General features: G+C 68.8%; 14 protein-coding genes and 1 riboswitch. Of the genes, 4 read left to right on the forward strand and 10 right to left on the reverse strand.

The window, feature by feature from the left end; all coding sequences use genetic code 11:
• The first annotated feature begins 80 nt into the window (after positions 1-80).
• From V9K99_RS31095 to V9K99_RS31105, 3 genes are all read left to right on the forward strand, one after another.
• A complete protein-coding gene (locus tag V9K99_RS31095) occupies positions 81-4,763 on the forward strand; it encodes an ATP-dependent helicase (protein ID WP_337008880.1) in 4,683 nt (1,560 codons plus the stop codon).
• Between the two features lie 3 nt (positions 4,764-4,766).
• Positions 4,767-5,555, forward strand: a complete 789-nt coding sequence (locus tag V9K99_RS31100; RefSeq protein WP_337008882.1) for an Fpg/Nei family DNA glycosylase — start codon at positions 4,767-4,769, stop codon at positions 5,553-5,555.
• A 131-nt stretch (positions 5,556-5,686) separates the two neighbouring features.
• Positions 5,687-6,148: a DUF4262 domain-containing protein gene (locus V9K99_RS31105; protein ID WP_337008884.1), complete on the forward strand. Its 462-nt coding sequence runs from the start codon at positions 5,687-5,689 to the stop codon at positions 6,146-6,148.
• Positions 6,149-6,165: 17 nt separating this feature from the next.
• Here V9K99_RS31105 and V9K99_RS31110 read toward each other — a convergent pair whose 3' ends face one another.
• The 9 genes from V9K99_RS31110 to V9K99_RS31150 all read right to left on the reverse strand — a co-directional run bounded on the left by V9K99_RS31110 (position 6,166) and on the right by V9K99_RS31150 (position 15,141).
• The gene (locus V9K99_RS31110) at positions 6,166-6,453 is read right to left on the reverse strand and encodes a helix-turn-helix domain-containing protein (RefSeq protein ID WP_337008886.1); all 288 of its coding nucleotides are present in this window, start codon (positions 6,451-6,453) and stop codon (positions 6,166-6,168) included.
• 163 nt (positions 6,454-6,616) lie between these two features.
• Complete coding sequence (locus tag V9K99_RS31115; protein WP_337008888.1) at positions 6,617-7,210, reverse strand: CinA family protein; 594 nt, start codon at positions 7,208-7,210, stop codon at positions 6,617-6,619.
• The gene (gene pgsA / locus V9K99_RS31120) at positions 7,207-7,830 is read right to left on the reverse strand and encodes a CDP-diacylglycerol--glycerol-3-phosphate 3-phosphatidyltransferase (protein ID WP_337008890.1); all 624 of its coding nucleotides are present in this window, start codon (positions 7,828-7,830) and stop codon (positions 7,207-7,209) included. Before pgsA ends, V9K99_RS31115 begins: the two co-directional genes overlap by 4 nt.
• Positions 7,827-9,485, reverse strand: a complete 1,659-nt coding sequence (rimO, locus tag V9K99_RS31125; RefSeq protein WP_337008892.1) for a 30S ribosomal protein S12 methylthiotransferase RimO — start codon at positions 9,483-9,485, stop codon at positions 7,827-7,829. The genes pgsA and rimO overlap by 4 nt, the downstream gene beginning before the upstream one ends.
• Before the next feature lie 93 nt (positions 9,486-9,578).
• Complete coding sequence (locus V9K99_RS31130; protein WP_337008894.1) at positions 9,579-10,337, reverse strand: helix-turn-helix domain-containing protein; 759 nt, start codon at positions 10,335-10,337, stop codon at positions 9,579-9,581.
• A gap of 116 nt (positions 10,338-10,453) precedes the next feature.
• Positions 10,454-11,020 (reverse strand): hypothetical protein, encoded by a 567-nt coding sequence (locus tag V9K99_RS31135; RefSeq protein ID WP_337008896.1) that lies wholly within the window; start codon positions 11,018-11,020, stop codon positions 10,454-10,456.
• A gap of 1 nt (position 11,021) precedes the next feature.
• The gene (locus V9K99_RS31140) at positions 11,022-13,652 is read right to left on the reverse strand and encodes an FtsK/SpoIIIE family DNA translocase (RefSeq protein ID WP_337008898.1); all 2,631 of its coding nucleotides are present in this window, start codon (positions 13,650-13,652) and stop codon (positions 11,022-11,024) included.
• 73 nt (positions 13,653-13,725) lie between these two features.
• Complete coding sequence (locus tag V9K99_RS31145; RefSeq protein ID WP_337008900.1) at positions 13,726-14,520, reverse strand: DUF4184 family protein; 795 nt, start codon at positions 14,518-14,520, stop codon at positions 13,726-13,728.
• 105 nt (positions 14,521-14,625) lie between these two features.
• Positions 14,626-15,141, reverse strand: coding sequence for a DinB family protein (locus V9K99_RS31150; RefSeq protein ID WP_337008902.1), 516 nt, complete (start codon positions 15,139-15,141; stop codon positions 14,626-14,628).
• Between the two features lie 115 nt (positions 15,142-15,256).
• A riboswitch (SAM riboswitch) is annotated at positions 15,257-15,370 on the forward strand.
• A gap of 16 nt (positions 15,371-15,386) precedes the next feature.
• Here V9K99_RS31150 and V9K99_RS31155 point away from each other — a divergent pair.
• A complete protein-coding gene (locus V9K99_RS31155) occupies positions 15,387-16,751 on the forward strand; it encodes an aminotransferase class V-fold PLP-dependent enzyme (protein ID WP_337008904.1) in 1,365 nt (454 codons plus the stop codon).
• 11 nt (positions 16,752-16,762) lie between these two features.
• On the opposite strand, the gene V9K99_RS31160 is transcribed toward V9K99_RS31155, so the two are convergent.
• A complete protein-coding gene (locus V9K99_RS31160) occupies positions 16,763-18,820 on the reverse strand; it encodes a prolyl oligopeptidase family serine peptidase (RefSeq protein WP_337008906.1) in 2,058 nt (685 codons plus the stop codon).
• Positions 18,821-18,839 lie beyond the last annotated feature (19 nt).

The raw sequence follows: 18,839 nt of genomic DNA on the forward strand, positions 1-18,839 counted from the left end.
CAGGGGGACAACGCCGCCACCGGACGGAAAACCCCTGGTCAGGAGCCAGAACTCGAAAACTGTCGGAGGAACCGGGCACGATGGGCGACGTGAAGAAAACCAGCGCGTTGAGCCGGTTCTCGCCCGCGACCCGGGCGTGGTTCGGCGACGTCTTCGAGGCGGCCACCCCGGCCCAGCTCGAGGCGTGGGACGCCATCACCGCGGGCCGGGATGCCCTGGTGGTCGCCCCGACCGGTTCGGGTAAGACGCTGGCGGCCTTCCTGTGGGCACTCGACCGGCTGGCCACAGTGCCGCCGCCGGACGATCCGAAGCTCCGCTGCCGGGTGCTGTACGTGTCCCCGTTGAAGGCGCTCGCGGTCGACGTCGAGCGCAACCTGCGCGCTCCGTTGATCGGGATCCGCGAGACCGCGCGACGGCTCGGCGAAGCGCCGGTCGACGTCGAGGTCGCGGTCAGGTCGGGTGATACGCCGGCCGGTGAGCGACGACGGTTCGCCACCCGACCGTCCGACGTACTGATCACCACTCCCGAGTCGCTGTTCTTGTTGATGACCTCCCAGGGCCGTGAGTCGTTGCGGGGCGTGGAGACGGTGATCGTCGACGAGGTGCACGCGGTCGCGGGGACGAAGCGTGGTGCACATCTGGCCCTCACTCTCGAGCGGTTGGACTCCTTGTTGTCGAAGCCGGCGCAGCGGATCGGGCTGTCGGCGACCGTTCGGCCGGTCGAGGAGGTCGCGCGCTTCCTCGGCGGCGAGCGGCCGGTGACGGTCGTGCAGCCGAAGTTCACCAAGCAGTGGGACCTGAGCGTCGTCGTGCCGGTCGAGGACATGGCCGAGCTGGCGAGCACCGAGCTGGAGACTTCCGGATCGGCCGCCGGTCCCCCGCAACATGCGTCGATCTGGCCGCACGTCGAGGAGCATGTCTTCGATCTCATCGCGGAGCACAAGTCGACGATCGTGTTCTCCAACTCGCGCCGGCTGGCCGAGCGGCTGACGGCCAGGCTGAACGAGATCGCCGCAGAGCGGGCCGAGCTGGAGCTGGCCGACGCGGGCTCGCCCGCGCAGGTGATGGCTCAATCGGGCGCGTCGCTGGCCGCACCACCGTTGATCGCGCGGGCGCACCACGGTTCGGTCAGCAAGGAGCAACGACTGCTGATCGAGGCGGATCTGAAGTCGGGCCGGTTGCCGTGCGTGGTGGCGACGAGCAGCCTCGAGCTCGGCATCGACATGGGCGCGGTCGACCTGGTCGTCCAGGTGGAGGCGCCACCATCGGTCGCGAGTGGTCTGCAGCGGGTCGGCCGGGCCGGTCACCAGGTCGGCGCGGTGTCGCGCGGTGTGTTGTTCCCCAAGTTCCGAGGCGATCTGATCGACACGGCAGTCGTCGTACAACGGATGCGCGACGGACTGATCGAGAGCCTGCACATTCCCGCCAACCCGCTCGACGTACTCGCTCAGCAGATCGTGTCGATCGTCGCCCTGGACACGGTCGACGTCGACGAACTTTTCACTCTGGTACGACGCTGTGCGCCCTTCGCGACGTTGCCACGATCGGCGTACGACGGGGTGCTCGACATGTTGTCGGGTCGCTACCCGTCGGACGAGTTCGCCGAGCTTCGGCCGCGGATCGTGTTCGACCGGGTCAGCGGGGAGATCTCCGGTCGGCCCGGTGCGCAGCGGCTGGCGGTGACGAGCGGCGGCACGATCCCCGATCGCGGGCTGTTCGGCGTCTTCCTGGTCGGCGAGTCGACGAACCATCGCGTCGGCGAGCTCGACGAGGAGATGGTGTACGAGTCGCGCGTCGGCGACGTGTTCACCCTCGGAGCGTCGAGCTGGCGGATCGAGGACATCACCCACGACCGCGTGCTGGTCTCCCCCGCGCCCGGTCAACCCGGGCGGTTGCCGTTCTGGAAGGGCGACGCGGTCGGCCGTCCGGCCGAGCTGGGCGCGGCGACCGGGGCGTTCGTGCGGAAGATGGCTGCGCTGCCGGCCGCCAAGGCGGTCGAGCGGGCGCGTGCTGCCGGGCTGGACGAGTACGCGGCGAACAACTTGGTTTCGTATCTGGCCGAGCAACGCGATGCGACCAGTCGGGTGCCGGACGACGTGACCGTGGTGGTCGAGCGGTTCCGCGACGAGCTCGGCGACTGGCGAGTCTGCGTGCATTCGCCGTACGGCGGCCAAGTGCACGGACCGTGGGCGCTGGCGATCGCGGCGCGGCTGCGCGAGCGGTACGGGATGGACGCGCAGTCGGTCTCGGGTGACGACGGGATCGTGCTGCGATTGCCGGAGACGGACGAGTTGCCACCGGGTGCCGATCTGGTGCTGTTCGATCCGGCCGAGATCGAGGACCTGATCACCACGGAGGTCGGCGGCTCGGCGCTGTTCGCCGCGCGGTTCCGCGAGTGCGCGGCGCGAGCGTTGCTGCTGCCGCGGCGGAATCCGGGTCGGCGGTCGCCGTTGTGGCAGCAGCGACAACGGTCGGCTCAGCTCCTCAGTGTGGCAAGCAAGTACGGTTCGTTCCCGATCGTGCTCGAGACTCTGCGCGAGGTGCTGCAGGACGTCTACGATCTGCCTGCGCTGAAGGATCTGCTGACCGGGATCAGCGAGCGGCGGATCTCGGTGGTCGAGGTGGAGACTTCGGAGGCGTCGCCGTTCGCGAAGTCGTTGCTGTTCGGCTACGTGGGCGCGTTCATGTACGAGGGCGACACACCACTCGCCGAAAAGCGTGCAGCTGCGCTCGCGTTGGACCAGAGCCTGCTCGCCGAGCTGCTCGGGCGGACGGAGTTGCGCGAGCTCCTCGATGCTGAGGTCGTGCTGCGGACCGAGGCGGAGCTGCAACGGCTCGCCGACGATCGCCGCGCTCGCGATGCCGAGGGGCTGTTCGACGTACTGCGGATGGTCGGTGCGCTGTCGTTGTCCGACGCATCGCAGCGGTGTGTGGACGGTGCCGACGCCGAGTCCTGGCTGACTGAGCTGGCGGCTGCGCGCCGGGTCGTGCGCGTGCGGATCGCCGGCGAACACCGGTGGTCCGTGGTCGAGGACGTGGCTCGCCTTCGCGACGCGCTCGGAGTACCACTTCCACCAGGTATCGCGCAGGCGCATGCGGAGCCGGTCGCGGATCCCTTGGGTGATTTGGTGTCGCGTTATGCGCGGACGCACGGGCCGTTCCGTGCGGTCGATCTCGCGACACACCTTGGGACCGGCGTCGCGGTTGTCACTGATGCGCTGCGGCGGCTGGGTGCGGCCGGCCGGGTCGTCGAGGGAGAGTTCCTGCCTGGCGGGATCGCGATGGAGTGGTGCGACAGCGAGGTCCTCCGCTTGCTGCGGCGCAGGTCGCTGGCCGCGCTGCGCAAGGAGGTCGAGCCGGTCGATCCGTCGGCGCTCGCACGCTTCCTCCCCGCGTGGCAGGGCATCACGAGCAGTCGCGGGCGTGGGTACGACGTACTGCTCGGCGCTGTCGAGCAGTTGGCCGGATGCGCTGTGCCGGCATCGGCGCTGGAGTCGATCGTGCTGCCGTCGCGGGTGCCCGGGTATCAGCCGTCGATGCTGGATGAGCTGACTTCCACTGGCGAGGTCGTGTGGGCGGGTTCGGGCTCGCTGCCGGGGACGGACGGTTGGGTCTCGTTGCACCTCGCGGACAACTGCGATCTGACCTTGCCCGACCCGGATCCGGCGTTCGAGATCGGCGAGACGCATCAGGCGGTGCTCGATGCCTTGTCGGGTGGCGGCGCGTTCTTCTTCCGCCAACTGAGCGATGTCGTCGGTGCGGCCGCTGGCGTGGTCGACGACGAGACTCTGGTCAGCGTGCTGTGGGATCTCGTCTGGGCGGGTCACCTGACCAACGACACACTCGCGCCGGTTCGGTCACTCGTCGGCGGTGGCCGCGGTAGTCATCGGACCCGTCGTACGACGCCACGCGCGAGACCGGGTCGTCCGATGCGCCCGGGCCGACCAGCGATGCCGGCTCGGAGCGGACCACCGACGGCCGGTGGGCGGTGGTCGTTGCTTCCGGCCCGTAATCCGGATGCGACCCGGCGGGCGCATGCGGCAGCGGAGACCCTGCTCGATCGGTACGGGATCGTGACGCGGGGGTCGGTGATCACTGAGCGGACGCCGGGTGGGTTCGCGGCGGTGTACAAGGTGCTGAGCGCGTTCGAGGAGTCGGGGCGGTGCCGGCGCGGGTACTTCGTGGCCGGGCTTGGGGCGGCGCAGTTCGCGTTGCCAGGGGCAGTCGACCGCTTGCGGGCGATGGCTGAGCTGCCTGGTTCCTTGGCAGTAGGCCCGAGTGACGGCGTTGGGCCTGGGCCGGGTGGTGGCCTTGGGCGTGGGCCGGGTGGCAGTGGCGCCGGGCCTGGCCGGATCGGGGGTGCGGGTCGCGGTCGTCGTGACGAGGAGCCGGCGGCGCGGGCCGTCGTACTCGCGGCTTCTGATCCGGCGAATCCCTATGGCGCGGCTCTCCCATGGCCGGAGCGTGAGAGCGCTGGTGGGCATCGACCCGGTCGGAAGGCTGGGGCGTTGGTCATGCTGGTGGACGGGCAATTGATCGTGTACGTCGAGCGAGGCGGGAGGACGGTGTTGAGCTTCACCGAGGACCCCGATCTGCTGCAGCCCGCTGTCGACGCGCTCGCGCTCGCGATCAGGGATGGCCAGCTCGGCAAGCTCAGTGTCGAGACGGCCGATGGTGAGCAGGTTCGGCACACTGCGTTCGGCGATGCGCTGGCGAAGGCGGGCTTCCACGCGACGCCGCGGGGATTGCGATTGCGAGCCTGAGTCATGCCTGAGGGCGACACCGTCTGGCGGGCGTGCAAGCGGCTTGACCAGGCGCTGGGCGGACAGGAGCTGATCCGGACCGACTTTCGCGTGCCCACGTTGGCAACGACGGATCTCGGCGGCCGGACGGTGCTGGAGGTCATTGCGCGCGGCAAGCATCTACTGATGCGGGTGTCGGGTGGACTGACCGTGCACAGTCATTTCCGGATGGACGGAAGCTGGCATCTGTACCGGCCGGGCGAGCGTTGGCGAGGTGGGCCGGATCACCAGGTGCGCGCGGTGCTCGAGACGGCGTCCTGGATCGCCGTCGGCTATCGGCTGCCCGTGCTCGAACTGGTCGCGACTGAGGCCGAGGACAGCGTCGTCGGTCATCTCGGCCCGGATCTGCTGTCCCCGACGTTCGACCGGGAGCAAGCGATCGCGAACGTGGCGTCCGAGCCGGAGCGGACCATCAGCGAAGCCTTGTTGGATCAGCGGAATCTCGCGGGGATCGGGAACTTCTACCGGACCGAGGTTTGCTTCCTCCTCGGCCTCCATCCATGGCGACCGGTCTCATCGGTCGACGTGGCCGCGGCGGTCGATCTGAGCCGGCGGCTGATGAAAGCCAACCTGCGCAACGGCACGCAGGTGAGCACCGGCGTCAATCGGCCAGGACAGCGTTCGTGGGTCTTCGAACGGGCGGGCAAGCCGTGCCGTCGCTGCGGTACGACGATCCAGACCGCGGCGATCGGCGAACCACCGCGCGACCGCGTCAGCTACTGGTGCCCCACCTGCCAACCCGAGACCGAATGACCTAGGACCGAGCAGCCCAGGACCGGGCTGAGTGCGGCCGGAACTGGCCTGTGGACAGCCGCGGCGGCGGGGTGGAACGCGGATATCTTCTCTGACGTATCGAACATCTGTTCGAACGAGAGGAGAGGCTCATGTGTGACATGTGCGGCGGCCTGACTGACGAGCAGTACTCACAGCGGCTGGAGCGGAACATCCAGACCTACGGCTGGACCATGCAGTTCATCGAGGGCGACGGCGTCCGCAATCCTTCCTTCGGGTACACGCTGGGCCTCAGCCTGCACCACCACCCGGAGATCATCGTCTTCGATCCCGACCCGGACTGGGTCTACTTCGGCGTCAAGCCGCTGGTGTGGGCGGTGCAGAGCGGTGAGGTGTTCGACGAGGGCGACGACCTCACGGCGTATTTCCCGCCACCAGGGCGGGCGGAGTTGCTCCGCTTCCCGGACTCGGCGACGCACCTGTTCACGGCGAACACCATGTTCCGGCAGCCGGGTGAGGACCCGATTCCGGCCCTGCAGCTGATCTGGCCGAGCCGGAACGGACTGGTCCAGGCGGCCGTCACAGCGTCGGCACGCCGAGAGGAGGACCGATGACCCGCCGGGACGGTCGATCAGGCGGCGGAGGCGACCTCGGTCTCGATGGCCGGATGTGTCAGGACCAGGGCCTCTTCACGGGCCAGGTCCTCGCTGACCTCGGCGAAGATCGTCGACAGCGGCACGTCCAGCGCCATGCAGATCGCCGCGAGCAGCTCGCTCGAAGCTTCCTTCTGGCCTCGCTCGACCTCGGACAAGTAGCCCAGACTCACCCGGGCATCGGCGGACACCTCGCGGAGAGTGCGCCCCTGGCGCAGCCGCTTACGCCGCAGGACGTCGCCCAGCAGGCCACGAACCAGCACCATGAGGTTTCTCCCTTCCGCCTGTCCGGTCGTCACTACTCGCACGGTAGCTCGACCGTGGGAACCAACGGTACCCGTTGCTGGGTCACTACTCCTCGCAATGTCCACCTTCGGTGCACCGTGCCAGTCTGCCTTACCTGTCCGCATGCTGGTCTCAACACGCCGGTCAGTCGAGTTCTTCCGCCACCAGAGCCGCGGCAAGTTCCAGCACGGCTTGCACACTCCCCCTGCGGATGGCTGTCCGATCACCGCTTAGCTCTAGCTTGCGCACTTCCACCGCGTCTGGTCCAGCGGCTGCGACATAAACAGTTCCGGCCTGTACCCCTGCCTGCGGGTCCGGGCCGGCCACACCGGTCGTGGCGAGCCCGTAGGTGGCGTCCAGCCGCTCCCGTACGCCGGTGGCCAGTGCTGCAGCTGTGTCCGGGTGGACCGGGCCCACAGCGGCCAGGAGATCGTCTGGCACGCCCGCAAGCTTGGCCTTCAGGTCAGTGGCGTACACGATCACACCGCCGCGGTAGACGGCAGAGACTCCAGGTACGTCGGTCAGCGCCGCACCGACCATCCCACCGGTCAGCGACTCCGCGGTGGCTAGCGTCTCCCCCCGTCCCTTCAGCAGCCCGACCAACCGGTCCAGCACTGCCTCGAGCTCGCGCTCGCCTCCGAAACCGAGACCAGTGTCCGAGCCCAGCGCTGCCCCGCCGATCGCCGCCGTACCTGCCGGGCCTGAGGCCGAGGGAGGGTCTGGTGGGGCTGGGGTCATGGGAGGGGGCGTTTGGCGGCGGCGCGGAGGCGGAGAGCGCGGCCGACGTAGTCGAGGCCGGTGACGATGGTCACGATCACGGCGGCGGCCATGAAGGCGACGGCGGTCCAGTGGATGACTGCGACCGATTGCCACGGAAGGAGGTAGAGGCCCAGTGCGATGGCCTGCAGCACGGTCTTCAGCTTGCCGCCGCGGCTGGCCGGCATCACGCCGTGCCGGATCACCCAGAACCGCAGCACGGTCACGCCCCATTCGCGGACCATCACCACCACGGTGACCCACCACGGCAGTTCACCGAGCAGGGACAACCCGATGAACGCGGCTCCGGTCAGCGCCTTGTCGGCGATCGGGTCGGCGATCTTGCCGAAGTTCGTGACCATGTTCCATCGGCGGGCGATGTCGCCGTCGAACCGGTCGGTGACGATCGCGACCACGAACGCCGCGGTGGCGAGCAGCCGGTTGCCGTCGTCGGTGCCGCCGTCGCGCAGCAGCAGCCAGACGAACAGCGGAACCAAGATCAGCCGCAGGACCGTGAGCGCGTTGGCCACGTTCCACGCGCTGGGCGCGCTGAGCGGACCGGAGGCTGCGTGCGGCACCGGGTTCGTCGGCGGGTTGGTCACGCGGTCAGGTTAGCTGCCGGACGGCCGTCCCGGGGGCTCACGAGTGCCGCGAACTCGGCGATCAGGTCAACACCGTCGCTCCCGACCACCTTCGCCGAAACAAGATCACCTACTCGCACGCCTTCCGGAAGGCCAGTCACCGACGTCGACCCATCCACCTCAGGCCCTTGATGGGCCGCCCGTCCCTCGGCGGTCGGCCCCTCGACACCCTCGGACTCGGCTCCGTCCGCAGCCTCGATGGACTCGACCAGAACCTCGAGGAGTTCACCGATGCGGGACTCTGCTCGGGCGGAGGTGAGGTCCTCGGCGAGGCGGGTGACGCGGTCCAGACGGGCGGCGATGGTGTCCTCGTCGAGCTTGCCGTCGTACGTCTCGGCCTCGGTGCCGTCCTCGTCCGAATAGCCGAACACACCGATCGCGTCGAGACCGGCGCGAGAAAGGAAGTCGCACAAGATGTCGACATCTTCCTCGGTCTCCCCCGGGAAACCGACGATCACGTTGCTGCGAATGCCAGCCGACGGCGCGGCCGCGCGGACCTGCTCGATGAGCTCCAGGAAGCGCTCCGCATCGCCGAAGCGGCGCATGCGGCGAAGCAGCGGACCGGATGCGTGCTGGAACGAGAGATCGAAGTACGGGACCACACCGGGCGTCGACGCCATCGCAGAGATCAGCGTCGGGCGCATCTCCGCGGGCTGCAGGTACGAGACCCGGACCCGGGTGATGCCTGGCACCTCGGCGATCTCGGCGACGAGTGTCTCGAGCAGTCGCAGATCGCCGAGATCCTTGCCGTACGACGTGGAGTTCTCGGAGACGAGGAACAGTTCGCGTACGCCGTTCTCCGCGAGCCAGTGGGCCTCGCCGAGCACCTCGGTCGGCCGCCGCGAGACGAACGCACCGCGGAACATCGGGATCGCGCAGAACGCACACCGCCGATCGCACCCGGACGCCAGCTTCAGCGGCGCCATCGGGCCACCGTCCAGCCGGCGCCGCACCACCCGAGGTCCGCTCGCCGGCGCCGACGGCAGATCAGGCGCTTCGATCTTCAGCTCGTCCGGTACGGCGGTTGATCCGGCGACCGTACGGCCCTTCAGAGGCTGGAGGAGGGTGTTGCCTCCGTCGGTCGCAGGCTGCCCGCTGTCAGTGTCGACCGAACCCTGCGAGGGGACGCTGTGGTGAGCCGAGTCGCCGTGGCCCGGGATGGCTACGTCGTTCGCGTTCGCGCGATCGGCCGGGGCCAGCGGGAGGAGCTTGCGGCGGTCGCGAGGAACGTGAGGTTGGTGCTTGGTTCCGGACAGGATCGAACGGAGGCGGTCCGAGATGTCCGCGTAGTCGTCGAAGCTGAGCACCGCGTCGGTTTCGGGGAGAGCTTCGGCGAGTTGTTCGCCGTACCGCTCGGCGAGGCAGCCGACTGCGACGACGGCCTGGGTGCGGCCGGCGTCCTTGTAGTCGGCGGCCGCGAGCAGGGTGTCGACGGAGTCCTTCTTGGCGGCTTCGACGAAGCCACAGGTGTTCACCACCACGGTGTCCGCTTCGGCGGCGTCCTCGACCAACCGGAACCCGCCGGCTTCGAGCCGGCCCGCCAGTTCCTCGGAGTCGACATCGTTGCGGGCACACCCCAGCGTGACCAGGGCGACGGTGGTGGGTGTCGTAGTCATCCCCCCGAGTATGACGCGCCGCCCGCTCCCCGACCTAACTCAGCACCACATCTGACCCGCTCTGAACACGCTCCCACAAACCCGACGACAGGGTTACTCGGGTTTGGTGAGGGTGCCGTTCGGGTGGGCGATGAAGCGGTAGAGCTTGGTGGAGTGGGTGTGGCCGTTGACGGTGACGGAGAGGTTGGCGGGGACGCCTACGGAGACGCGGACGTCACCGGTGGCGGTGACGGTCTGGGAGGTGCCGGGGCCGAGGAGGCCCTGGAAGAGGCGCTTGCCCTTCTTGTCCCGGACGGTGACGTAGGAGCCGTCGCGCTTGGCCGTGAGGGTGAGCTTGGTCTTGGTCGGGACCGGGGGCTTGGTCGCCGTCGGCTTGCTGGTGGGCTTGACGGTTGGGTTGGGGGTCGCCTTCGGGGTCGGAGTGGTGACGATCGTTGTTGTCGTGGCCGTCTTGGAGGCATTTGCCTCGATGTCGTTGGGGACAGTGAAGAGCCGGATCATGCCCCAGCCCATCAGGGCGACCAGGATGGCGCCGAGAACGACGGCCCAGCGCGGGCGGGCCGGGTGGAGGGTCGGGCCCTTGAGCGCGGCGCGTTCCTCGCGGCGGGACTTGTCCTCCTCGACCGCGTGCTCGGCGTCGAAGGTGGCGAGGAGTGGTGCAGGGTCGGCCTTGACCACGCGAGCGATCGCGCGGATGTGGCCGCGGGCGTAGAAGTTGCCACCGCAGCGGGAGAAGTCGTCGGCCTCCATGGCGAGGAGCAGGCCGGTTCTGATCCGGGTCGCGGCGCTCAACTGCTCGATCGTCATGTCGGCCCGTTCGCGGGCCGCCGTGAGCTCGCTGCCGATGCTCACGTCCCCACCGTCCTCTCCATCGCCCGACTATTCAGCGGACCGTCGACCTCGAAACGCCGACATCCGGACCGTCGACATCAACTCAACGGCGTTGGTACGACGGGGTCACGCACCAGTCAGAGTTGTTCCCTGACTGGACACCTGGCATCCGCCAGCATGTGCAGCGCCTGGACCACTTCCCCGTGCGACGGCCGCGCCGTCAACCCGAACGGTACCGCTAGCGACGATCCGGTCAACCGCCGGTTCGCATCAGTTGTCTTGCGGGTCGAACTCGGCATCGCACCGAGGATCGGCCCGGGATCCTGCAGATGGACGGCGATCCGGCCGTCGTCCAGCAGGTGCCGGCGCTTCAGCACCGTCACCTGGTCGATGTCCTCCCAGCGGGTCCCGATCCACTCGCTGCCGATCCGCAGCCGGATCCCGACGTCGTCGGCCACCAGCATGTCCCCGACGGTCAGCGCCCGCGCGCAGACCAGGGCCAGCACGGCGAACGCCGCCGCGGCGATCCAGCGCAGTACCCCGGTCGGACTGGTGGATGCGGACGCGGCGAAGCCGACGGCGACCAGGGCGGAACCGAGCGCGAGTCCGCCGTGCACCTTCTGGGAGGCCCGGACGGTGAACGGCACCGGCTCGGGGTCGACGTCGAAGCGGTCTTGCCTCGGCAAAGCGCTCGCGGCGGTCACGTCACTCTCCTCGCAGGGTGGCGATGAAGTCCTCAAGGTCGTCGGGTTTCACCAGGACGTCGCGGGCCTTGGAACCCTCGCTCGGTCCGACCACGCCCCGGCTCTCCAGGATGTCCATCAGCCGGCCCGCCTTGGCGAAACCGACCCGGAGCTTACGTTGCAGCATCGACGTGGAGCCGAACTGCGTGGAAACGATCAGCTCGGCCGCCTGCACGACCAGGTCGAGGTCGTCGCCGATCTCGTCGTCGAGGTCCTTGCTCGGCCCGGCCACGGCGGTGACGTCCTCGCGGTACGTCGGCTGCAACTGCTCCTTGCAGTGCTCGACGACCGAACGGATCTCGTTCTCGGTGACCCAGGCGCCCTGGATACGCATCGGCTTGCTCGCGCCCATCGGCAGGAACAGGCCGTCACCCTGGCCGACCAGCTTCTCCGCACCCGGCTGGTCCAGGATGACCCGGCTGTCGGCCAGCGACGAGGTCGCGAACGCCAGCCGCGACGGCACGTTCGCCTTGATCAGACCGGTGACGACGTCCACCGACGGCCGCTGGGTGGCCAGCACCAGGTGGATACCGGCGGCCCGGGCCAGCTGGGTGATCCGGACGATCGAGTCCTCGACGTCGCGGGGCGCGACCATCATCAGGTCGGCCAGCTCGTCGACGATCACGAGGAGATAGGGGTACGGCGTCAGCACGCGCTCACTGCCGGGCGGCGGTTTCACCTTGCCGCCGCGGACCGCCTTGTTGAAGTCGTCCACGTGCCGGAACCCGAACGCGGCCAGGTCGTCGTACCGCATGTCCATCTCGCGGACGACCCACTGCAGCGCCTCGGCGGCCTTCTTGGCGTTGGTGATGATCGGGGTGATCAGGTGCGGGATGCCCTCGTAGTTGTTCAGCTCGACCCGCTTGGGGTCGACCAGGATCATCCGCACCTCGTCCGGCGTGGCCCGCATCAGGATCGAGGTGATCAGCGAGTTGACGAACGACGACTTACCCGAACCGGTGGCACCGGCGACCAGCAGGTGCGGCATCTTCGCCATGTTGGCGACGACGAAACCGCCCTCGACGTCCTTGCCGAGCCCGGCCACCATCGGGTGGTGATCGTTGCGCGCGGTCGCCGACCGGATGACGTCGCCGAGGCTGACGATCTCCTTGTCGGTGTTCGGGATCTCGATCCCGATCGCGGACTTGCCCGGGATCGGCGACAGGATGCGCACATCGGCCGAAGCCACCGCGTAAGCGATGTTCTTCGACAGCGCGGTGACCTTCTCGACCTTCACCGCCGAGCCGAGCTCGACCTCATACCGGGTGACCGTCGGGCCACGCGTGTAGCCGGTGACCTGGGCGTCGATGCCGAACTGGTCGAAGACCTCGGTGAGGCGATCCACCACCGCGTCCGACGCCTTGGTCCGTGCCTTGTGCACCGAACCGGGCTTGAGCATCTGCCCGTCGGGCAAGGTGTACGTGATGTCGCCGGACAGGCTGAGCTGCTCGACCCGCTGCGGGATCGGCGTGTGCGGAGGCGGCTCGGGCGCCGACTCCGCCTTGCTGGGACCGCCGCCGGCACCGGCGGCGATACCTGGGACCGCGGCTCCAGCGGCCGCATCCGCGTCGACGTCGTAGGCGTCCTCTTCAGACGGTGCGGTTGCCTTGGACTTGCGGCCACGCTTGGAGATCTCGCGTCCCTCGAGCACCGGCGAGTCGTACGGCTTGATCGTGGGCTCGCCGTCCTCCTCGAGCGCGGCTGCCTTGGCCCGACGCTCCTTGCGGGTGAGCCGCACGGTGTCGTCGGTCGGCGCGGCCGCGACGGACGGTGCGTCGGCCGGCAGCGCCGTACGTCCCATCAGTACGTCGAACGCCGCGCGGAAGCGGAGTGGGATCGCGTAGACCGGCGTACCGGTGATCACCAGCGCGCCGAAGATCGACAGCAGGACCAGCAGCGGTGCGGCGACGTACTGGGTGAGCAGGTCGGACAGGAGCGAGGAGACGACGTACCCGATCGCGCCGCCGGCGTCTTGGAGCGGTGCGTCGGCAGGGTCGCCGGGGCGGGGGAGGCCGTTGGCGATGTGGACCAGGCCGAGTATGCCGAGCGAGACCGCGGTCCAGCCGATCACCTGTCGGCCGGCCGGGCCGTTGCGGTCCGGGTGGCGAAGGGTGCGGAGGGCAATGAACAGGAGCATCAGCGGGACGGCCCAGCCGAGCATGCCGACGCTGCCGCCGACGATCGTGCGGATGCCCTTGCCGACGGCACCCGGGAGGTCCCACCAGATGGCAGCGGCCACCACGACCGCCAGGCCGATCAGAAACAGGCCGCCGCCGTCGCGGCGGTGCTCGGGGTCGAGGTCGCGGGCGCCGTTGCCGATACCGCGGACCATGCTGCCGAGCAGGTGCGCGATACCGATCCAGACCTTCACGATGCCGCGACCGACTGCGATCATGGCGGCCGCGAACGGGCCCGGTCCGCTGTTTTTGGGCGTGCTGGTCCGCGCGGCGGTGGATCCACCGCGCTTCGCGCTTTGCCCACGCTTCTGGGCGCCTGACGGACGGGAGCGTCCACCAGCAGCCGACCGTGCCGTACTCGGCCGGTTGGCTGCCGACTTCTGCGCCCGCGCCGGGGAAGACGTGCGGGTCGCCATGTCTAGCAGGCTACCCCGATTACCTCTCGAGTCACACGTGTCACACGCCGGTCACACTGCCCCATCCGTAGCGTCACGGCGCCGCCACACGCCTCCGCAGCCGGAACAGGTGCCAGAGCACGACGTACCACCCGAGGGCCGCCAGACCTCCCAGAACGAGACCTGTCAGCACCAGTCGCACCGCGGCCTCACCTGCGAGTTCAGCCTCGGCCGCACACAGTTGCACGGCGGCTCCGGCGACGCCCAGCGCGAGGATTCCGGCCAGTACGACGTACCGCACCCAAGACGGGACGAGGTCCGGCGGGACCACGTGGGGCGTGGCGCGGCGGAACCAGCGATAGAGCCAGACGGCGAGGATCAGGCACCCGCCGACGGTGCTGACGTACTGAAGGACGCGGTTGACGTCCCAGGCCGCGGTCACCTCCGCACGGAACACGTCCGGGAAGCGGCGGACGAAGTACCCGTCGCCGTGGGTGAACGAGTCCCAGAGCACGTGGGTGAAGGCGCCGATGACGGCGGACACAGCTGTCCAGAGCAGCAGGCGAAGCGGCGGAATGCGCAACCGGCCGGCTAACGGCAGGCGTGCGGCGAGGGCGCTCGGAGCCAACGCGACCAGGGGTCGCTTCAGGACCAGGTTGAAGACTGCGAGCAGGAGCAGCGCGATCAGTGGGTCGAGCCAGAAGGCGGACGAGAACTTGTGGGTGAGGGTCAGCGTCAGGTTGCCGTTGATCTGCTGGGTGGCGAAGCTGTAGAGCGGGTCGAGGTACAGCAGGTCGGGAGCCACCGCTCCTGCCACCAGCGCCGATGCGATCAGCGGACGCCGGATGAGCGGCAGGACGGCGGCGGGGTGGGCGAGGGTGAACGGCACGGCCCGCAGCCTAGGACGCGGGAAGGTCGTCGCCTGAGGCAACAATCCCCACAGTCGGCGGCCCAGCCGGGACCGGCCGCCCCGCGAGTCGGCGGCCCGGCCGGATCAGGCGCCGGTGGTGCCGTCGAGTTGTTCGCGGACGAGGTCGGCGTGACCGCAGTGCCGGGCGTACTCGCCGATCAGGTGGATGTAGATCATCCGAAGCGTCGACTCCGTGCCCCCGAAGGTGAAGCGGTCGTCCAGCGAGCGGCCGGCCGCGGCCTCGTCGGACAGCTTCCACTCCGCGATCAGCCCGTCGTACGCTGCCTCAGCGTCAGCCGAATCGATCAGCTCGAAGTCCGCGTCCTTCCCCAGCGCAGGCGGAAACACCGGTTTCGCGGGCTCGTCCGCGAAGTGGATCCGGAACCAGATCCGCTCGACCTTGGTCAGGTGCCGGATCAGCCCGAGCAGCGAGAGATTGGACGGTGGCGAAGGACGCTCGGCAAGCTGCGCGGCGGTCAGGCCGGCGCACTTGAACAGCAGGGTCGTTCGATAGAAGTTCAGGTAGCCCTGCAACAGCTCCCGCTCGGGCGCCACCAGGGAACCGTCCGGCCGCTCCACCGCGGGCGCAATCCAAGTCACCGGCAGATCCTCTCAAATCCGGCGGAGTGTCGCGATCTCAGGATGTGTTCGACGGTCTCATTGTATGAGATAGCCACTGGCGTTCTCTGTGGCCTGTTCGTTACCGTCTTCGGCAGGTCATGAGTGCCAGCGTCAAGCCCCGGCTCGCTGGCCGGCAACCCTCCTCCGCGGTGGGGTGCCCCGGGTGAAGACCAGGCCGTACGGATACCCCGTTCGGCAAGTGCGGACTTCCTGGGAGCAGCAGCATGTCGATCCTCTCCATCCTCGAGCCTGCCAGTACGACGACCGCGCGGCCGACGGTCGCCCGGTTGAGCACCGGCAGCATCCCCGCCACCGTCGGGTCGGACCTGCTGGTCCCGCTGGTCGACGGCCGGGTGACCGACTACGCCAACTTCGACCACGGGGCCAGCGCGCCGTGTCTGGAGTCGGTGCGGGCCAGCGTCGAGGCGGCACTGCCGTCGTACGCGTCGGTGCACCGTGGCAACGGGTACGCGTCCCGCATCACCACCCAGTGGTACGAGCGGGCGCGCGCCGAGGTGCACGCGTTCGTCGGCGCCCGTCAGGACGACCAGGTGATCTTCACCCGGCAGACGACCGACGCGCTCAACCTGCTCGCCCACGCCGTACCCGCGGACGCGACCGTCATCGTGTTCGAGTCCGAGCACCACGCCGCCCTCCTCCCCTGGCCGGCCGAGCGGACAGTGCGCCTCAAAGCACCGAGCACGCCGAACGAGGCCGTGAGCAACTTGGCCGACGCACTGCGCACGGCACCCGAGGGTCCGCGGCTCGTCGTCGTGACCGGCGCGTCCAACGTCACCGGTGAGATCTTCCCGATCGCCGAGATCGCTGCCGTCGCCAAGGCCCATGGCGCCCGTGTCTGCCTCGACGCCGCGCAGCTCGCACCGCACCGGCCGGTCGACATCGCCACGCTCGACGTCGACTGGGTCGTGCTGTCCGGCCACAAGCTCTACGCCCCGTACGGCGCTGGTGCGCTGATCGGTCGTGCGGACTGGCTGGACGCCGCCGAGCCCTACCTGTACGGCGGTGGCGCGACCACCGCGGTCACCGACGACCTGGTGGTCTGGGCGACCGGACCGGCCCGGCACGAGGGTGGCTCCCCCAACGTCATCGGCGCGATCGCGCTGGCCTCGGCCTGTGCGGCGATCAGCAAGCACCGCGACGCGATCGAGCAGCACGAGCGCAGTCTGCTCGCCCGGCTCCGTACCGGTCTCGCTCAGATTCCCGGCGTCACGACGTACTCGATCTTCGGCCAGGAGGCGGATCGCGTCGGCACGGTGTGCTTCACCGTTGCCGGGCTGACCTCCACTCTCGTGTCAGCAGCGCTGAGTGCGGAGTACGGGATCGGTGTCCGCGACGGCAAGTTCTGTGCACACCCGCTGGTCGGTCATCTGCTCGCCGGCTCCCCCGAGCACGGCACGGCCGTCCGGGCCAGCCTCGGCCTCGGTACGACGCGTGAGCACGTCGACCGCCTCGTCAACGCCGTACGGACGCTGGCCACCAGCGGACCGCGGTCGGAGTACGAGGAGTCGGCGCATGGCTGTCAGCCTTCTGACGACCCGCGCGACCTGCAGGCCCCGCGCATCTGGTGACTGCCGCCCTCCTACTGCTCAGGAGGAACGAGACCTACGTGGTGAGCAGCGAACGCCAGTAGGTCCGCCCATTCCGACGCGACCATCGCGGCGGGTTTCCCGAAGCCGTGACCGGTGTTGACCTCTACCCGCGTCAACACAGGTTCGGCGGAGGACTGGGCATGCTGCAACGCGGCGATGAACTTGTGACTGTGCAGCGGCACCACCCGGTCATCGTGGTCACCGGTGACCACGAGAGTGGCCGGGTACGCCGTACCGTCGCGCAACCGATGCAGCGGCGAGTAGGCCAGCAGGTCCTCGAACTGCTCGGCATCGTCGGGGTGCCCGAAGTCCGAGGCCCACGCGGCGCCCACTGTGAACAGGTGGAACCGCAGCATGTCCATCACACCGACGCCCGGCAGTGCGACCGCGAACAGGTCCGGCCGCTGCGTCATGGCCGCGCCGACGAGCAGACCGCCGTTGCTGCGGCCGTGAATGGCCAGCTGCGCCGGAGTGGTCACGCCGGTGTCCCGCAGGTGCTCTGCGACGGCGATGAAGTCGTCGAAGACGTTCTGCTTGTTCTTCAGCCGTCCGGCCTCGTGCCAGTCGCTGCCGTATTCACCGCCACCACGCAGGTTCGCGATCACCAGCACACCGCCGGCCGCGAGCCAACCTGGCCAGCCCGGCCGGTAGTCGGCCAGGATCGGGATGCGGAAGCCGCCGTACCCCCAGAGCAGGGTCGGCCGGGGTTGTGAGAAGTCCAGGTCGGAGCGGGTGATCAGGAAGTACGGCACCTCGCGGCCCGGCTCGACCCGTCGTGTCACCGTGACGGACGGCGAGGTGAACCCACCGGCGCCGCGGACGAGCTCCGGCAACGCACGTACGTCGCCTGACCCGGTCGACACCACATACGAGAGCGTGGGGTCGACCGTGGTCGACAGACCGATGAAGAGCTCGTCGTGCTCCGGGGAGGCGTTGAGACCGACCACTCCCCCGCCCGGTACGTCGACTACGCGCGCACCGGAGCCGTCCAGCTCATACAGAGTCAGCACGGGCTGGGCGTCGACCAGTGTCAGGACTGCCAGGTCGGCTGCAGTGCCGCGGACTGCCTGCAGGGTGTTGTCGCCTTCTGGGATCAGGTCGGTGAAGTGTCCGTCGAGAGACGCGAGTACGACGCGACCACGGGATGCGTCGCGATCAGTGCGCAGTACCAATGCGTCACCGGACATCCGCACGAAGGCGATCTCGTCCGCGAAGTAGTCAACCACCTTGACCGGCTCGCCGAGGCCGTCGGAGGTGATCGGGTAGACCCACAGCCGCGTGGCCGGGTCAGTGCCTTCGGTGATGTGTACGACGACATAGCGGTCGTCCTCGGACACCTCGGGCATGATGAAGTAGGTGTCGTTGTCCGGGAAGCTCAGCACCAGCTCGTCCTCGGACTGCGGCGTGCCGACCTTGTGCATCATCAGCCGGCCGCCAGCCAGTGTCTTCGTCTCAGTGCCCTCGCTGCGGCCACTCGTCGGGTAGTGCAGGTAGAGGTACGCCGAACTGTCGGGCAGCCACGTGGCTTCGCAGAACTTGGCCTCCGTCACCAAGTCGTCCACAGGAGTACCGGTGGCGATGTCGAGCAGCCGGAACGTCGTCCAGTCGCTGCCGCTCTCATTGATGCCATAGGCAAAGTACTTGCCATCGGGGCTGACAGTGAACGAGCCCAACGAGTCAGTGCCGTCAGCGGACAGCGTGTTGGGGTCGATCAGCACCCGGCCGGCGGAGAGCAGTTCGTCCAGGGACTCAGCGACGTACACGATGTCCTGCGCCTGGGTGCCGTCGTTGCGGCCGACGAAGTACCAGCCGGCCTTCTTCACCGGTACACCGGCCCGCGGCCGGGCCAGGATCGCGGACATGGTGCTCTGGAACCAGTCGCGCTCGGGATAGGTCGAGAGCTCGGCCTCGGTGAACGCGTTCTGCCGAGTGACCCAGTCCTGGGTGTCGGGCGAGTCAGGGTCTTCCAGCCAGCGGTACGGATCGGCGATCTGGTGTCCGTGCAGCGTCTCGACCACGCCGTCGCGGCGGCTCTCCGGGTAGGTCATGCGGACAAACTTAACGGGC

This window comes from Kribbella sp. CCNWLW201, assembly GCF_037203805.1.
GTDB lineage: Bacteria > Actinomycetota > Actinomycetes > Propionibacteriales > Kribbellaceae > Kribbella.

Bases quoted from the DNA above. Each gene is read 5' to 3' on its own strand.
- V9K99_RS31095 (WP_337008880.1), top strand. From the start codon at position 81: ATGGGCGACGTGAAGAAAACCAGCGCGTTGAGCCGGTTCTCGCCCGCG.
- V9K99_RS31100 (WP_337008882.1), top strand. From the start codon at position 4,767: ATGCCTGAGGGCGACACCGTCTGGCGGGCGTGCAAGCGGCTTGACCAG.
- V9K99_RS31105 (WP_337008884.1), top strand. From the start codon at position 5,687: ATGTGTGACATGTGCGGCGGCCTGACTGACGAGCAGTACTCACAGCGG.
- V9K99_RS31110 (WP_337008886.1), bottom strand. From the start codon at position 6,453: ATGGTGCTGGTTCGTGGCCTGCTGGGCGACGTCCTGCGGCGTAAGCGG.
- V9K99_RS31115 (WP_337008888.1), bottom strand. From the start codon at position 7,210: ATGACCCCAGCCCCACCAGACCCTCCCTCGGCCTCAGGCCCGGCAGGT.
- rimO (WP_337008892.1), bottom strand. From the start codon at position 9,485: ATGACTACGACACCCACCACCGTCGCCCTGGTCACGCTGGGGTGTGCC.
- V9K99_RS31140 (WP_337008898.1), bottom strand. From the start codon at position 13,652: ATGGCGACCCGCACGTCTTCCCCGGCGCGGGCGCAGAAGTCGGCAGCC.
- V9K99_RS31155 (WP_337008904.1), top strand. From the start codon at position 15,387: ATGTCGATCCTCTCCATCCTCGAGCCTGCCAGTACGACGACCGCGCGG.
- V9K99_RS31160 (WP_337008906.1), bottom strand. From the start codon at position 18,820: ATGACCTACCCGGAGAGCCGCCGCGACGGCGTGGTCGAGACGCTGCAC.